Source organism: Deltaproteobacteria bacterium, assembly GCA_026388415.1.
Classification (GTDB): domain Bacteria; phylum Desulfobacterota; class Syntrophia; order Syntrophales; family JACQWR01; genus JAPLJV01.
Genome location: JAPLJV010000022.1, coordinates 1 through 3,851 on the forward strand (window position 1 = coordinate 1; position 3,851 = coordinate 3,851).

Here is a 3,851-nt window from a genome sequence, read left to right on the forward strand (position 1 = left end):
AGAGGCCATACAGGACATTACAGGGTACATCGAGATTTTCTATAATCGGCAAAGGAAACAGGCCAGGCTCCGGTTCCTGTCTACCGTGGCTTATCAACGGTGGTTCTATGAAAAACGACTGGCGGCATGAAAGGTTTGGTGTCCACTATTGACGACCGACCTCATTTTCTTTAAATCAATTTCTGCCCCACTCATGCCTCACTTTTTTCCGGGATTGCCAGGGAATCGCCGGGAAAGTTCCTCCGTTTACCATCTTCCGCACCAACAAAAGCTGTCCAATTTTCCCCATATGTCTCACGATCTATGGTATTATATTATCTAACATGCTATAAAACGCTTCAGGCTATCAGTACAAGTGTTTTTTATCATTACTGTTTAAGTGAGCGTTCTTATGTCCTTACTGAAAAGGCTGGCTATAGCCATTATGGCTTTGCTTTCCATCCTGTGTATGGGAACCGTGGGATTCCATTATCTGGAGGGATGGAGCTTCGCGGAGTCTCTCTACGCTACCGTCGTTACGCTTTCCACGGTCGGGTACGGCGATTTCATCCCCCATAGCGGTGAGGGGATGATGTTTACAGTTTTTCTCATCATCGTCGGGGTGGGAACAATGTTATATACAGTGGGCCTTATCACGGAGACGATGATCGAAGGGCGGCTCAATATAATTCTGGGCAAGGGGAGACTGGAGAAAATGATAAAAAAGATGCAGGATCATTATATTATCTGCGGTTGCGGACGGATTGGCCGTCTTATTTGCAGGGAACTCGCGGAAGAAAAAGTTGATTTCGTGGTAATTGACAATGACCAGGAAGTGATCCAGCGGATTGAAGAAGAAGGTTATCTCCATTATAAAGGCGACGCCACACAAGACAAGACCCTGCTGGCCGCCGGCATCAAGAAAGCCAAAGGCATCATCTGTGTGCTGCCCAGCGATGCGGAAAATCTTTATGTGATCCTGACGGCCCGAGAGCTAAATCAGGACATTTTTATCCTTTCCAGAGCCGGGGATGAAGAATCAGAGAAGCGCCTGCTGAGGGCCGGGGCGAATCGCGTGGAGTCTCCCTACATGATGGGGGGAATGAGGATGGCCATGGCTATTCTGAGACCGGCGATGCTTGATTTTGTCGAGCTCACAACCATGAAGCAGAGCCTGGAGTTACGAATGGATGAAATCGCCATCTGCGATAGTTCATCCTACATCGGTAAATCGCTGGAAGATTCGCAAATTAGACAGAAGTTCGGCTTGATAGTCGTGGCTGTGAAGAAGGAATCCGGGAAGATGATTTTCAACCCCATGGCAAAATATGTGTTGGAGAGCAATGATAAGCTGATAGTCCTCGGAGAAGTGGAGAACATCAATCTCTTCACCAATACCTGCCTGTTGTAGATAAAGCCTTGACTGAGATGCATGCATACTATGTATCCATTTGAATGCCGTCAATGGATACTTTATACCCACTTGCTCCTCAGGGAATATTTGATCTAAACTGTGATTACTATCAACAAGTCGCGTCGTTCCGCACAATTATTTCTATTTGGCATTGTCTTTGCGTTGTGGATGTAATAAGCACGGGCCGGGAAATAATTCTTGACAAGCGATTGGCTTTGCATCATTGTCCAAACTGTGAACGGCGATTCATATTTTGAATCGGTATTACATAAAATGAATGGGGACTGAAATCACCATGCTCAGCTTCAAGATTGACAAACGCCACATTATGTACCGGTTGATTATTGCTTTGATTCTTGCCTTTACCATCCCTGGCAATGCATCGGCGGAGGAGATGATCGGCAAGGGCGAAAGGCTTAATCTCGATAAATGTATTGAAATTGCTCTTAAAAAGCATCCCCAGATACTTGCCGCCCTGAGCACGCTGGACGTCAAAAAGAGCAACGTGGGGCAGGCGTTGGCCGGGTACTATCCGCAAATCAACTGGCAGGCGGGCATGAGCAGAAATGCAGCGCCGTTAGTGGCAAATCAATATAACCAGTATTCTCACAGCTTGTCATTAAGTCAAAATATCTACGATTTTAACAAGGTAGGAGCCAGAGTTGATATTCAGAGCTTTAACCTGGAGGCCGCTCAGGCGGATCTGGAGAATGTGAAGCTGAATGTCATCCTCGGAGTGAAGCTGGCCTATTATGAGGCCTTGCGGGCTAAGCACGCCCGAGATATTAACGCCGACACAGTCAAACAATTCGAAGAACGCCTGGAAACAGCAAAGGGTTTTTTCGAGGCCGGCGCCAAACCGATATTCGATGTAACGAAGGCCGAAGTAGATTTGGGTAACGCGCGGATTAATATGGTCAAGGCGAACAATGCCGTTATTATTGCCTTTGTGAATTTGAACAATGCCCTGGGGATGCCGGCGGCGCCGTCCTATGAGCTGGTAGATTATACCGCTTATGAGAAAACCGCCGTGGACCTGTCCGAATCTCTGAACAGGGCAATGCTCAATCGTCCCGATCTACAGTCTCTCTTGAGGCAAATAGAAGCGGCGCAGAAAGCCATCCAGCTTGCCCGGAAGGATTATTTGCCTACTCTTTCGGGATCCGCAAATTATGGCTGGTCGGGCCAGGAATTACCGTTGGACAGAGGCTGGGATATTGGCGCCACGCTGAATTTTAATGTGTTCAGCGGGTTTTTAACGAAGCATCAGGTTGGCGCTGCTTTAGCCGGCGTGGAAGTGACTCGGGCCGTTGAAGAGACGTTGCGGCAAACGATTCGACTAGAAGTTGAGCAGGCCCTTGCCAATATCCAGGCGGCGGAAAAAAGCATTGATGCCGCAGCAATAATGGTGCGGCAGGCTACCGAAAATTACGGGCTGGCCCAGGGGCGCTATGCCGCCGGTGTTGGCGTTCCCATGGAGCTTACTGATGCCGTGGTGGCGCTCGGCAATGCCCGGCTCGCCTTGTCAGGGGCAATTTATGATCAAATGGGGTCTGTGGCAAGTCTGCAAAAGGCAATGGGGGCAAAGTGAAAAAAATTATTATTGGAGTGATCATCATTGCTGTTATCTCCAGCGGCGTTTATCTGGTCCTGAAGAATAACGGCGACGAGCAGCAATTTACGACGAAAAAGGTCAGTCTGGGAAAAATCAGGTCCCAGGTAACGGCCACGGGCACGGTGAACGCCGTTACGACGGTACTGGTCGGTACGCAAGTCTCCGGGACGATAAAAAATCTCTATGTGGATTTTAATTCTTATGTCAAAAAAGGACAGTTGCTGGCGCAGATTGATGCGGCAGCCTTTGATGCCCAAGTCCAACAGGCCAGAGCCAACCTTTCCGCAGCGCAGGCGAATGTGAAAAAATCCGAAGCGGCCTTGATTGACGCCCGGCGACAATTAAACCGGAACAAAGAACTCTTTGCCCGCAAACTCATTGCCAGGATGGATCTGGACACGACGGAAACTAATGAATTATCTGCGACGGCACAGTTGGAAGCTTCCCAGGCGCAGGTGGAACAAACCAGGGCCGCTTTGCAAGTGTCGGAGACAAACCTGCAATATACCCGGATCATATCCCCCGTTGACGGCATGGTGATATCACGGAATGTGGATGTAGGGCAGACAGTGGCGGCCAGTTTCCAGACGCCGACCCTCTTCAATATTGCCCAGGATCTGGCCAAGATGCAGATAGATACCAGCGTGGATGAAGCGGATATCGGCAAGATCAAAATAGATCAGACGGTGGAATTCACCGTTGACGCCTATCCCGACAAAATATTCCCGGGCCGCGTGTCGGTAATCAGAAATGCCCCCATAACCGTCCAGAATGTGGTCACTTATGACGTCGTCGTTTTGGTGCCCAACCCGGATAAAATTCTGAAACCGGGGATGACAGCCA

3 protein-coding genes are annotated in these 3,851 nt (G+C 49.1%); all 3 read left to right on the forward strand.

Annotated features, from left to right (window positions below):
* Window positions 1-391 precede the first annotated feature (391 nt).
* Window positions 392-1,390, forward strand: coding sequence for a potassium channel protein (locus tag NT140_05245; protein MCX5831278.1), 999 nt, complete (start codon window positions 392-394; stop codon window positions 1,388-1,390).
* A 298-nt stretch (window positions 1,391-1,688) separates the two neighbouring features.
* A complete protein-coding gene (locus NT140_05250) occupies window positions 1,689-2,984 on the forward strand; it encodes a TolC family protein (GenBank protein MCX5831279.1) in 1,296 nt (431 codons plus the stop codon).
* On the forward strand, window positions 2,981-3,851 hold an 871-nt coding region (locus NT140_05255; protein MCX5831280.1), incomplete at its 3' end, for an efflux RND transporter periplasmic adaptor subunit. The genes NT140_05250 and NT140_05255, both read left to right, overlap by 4 nt.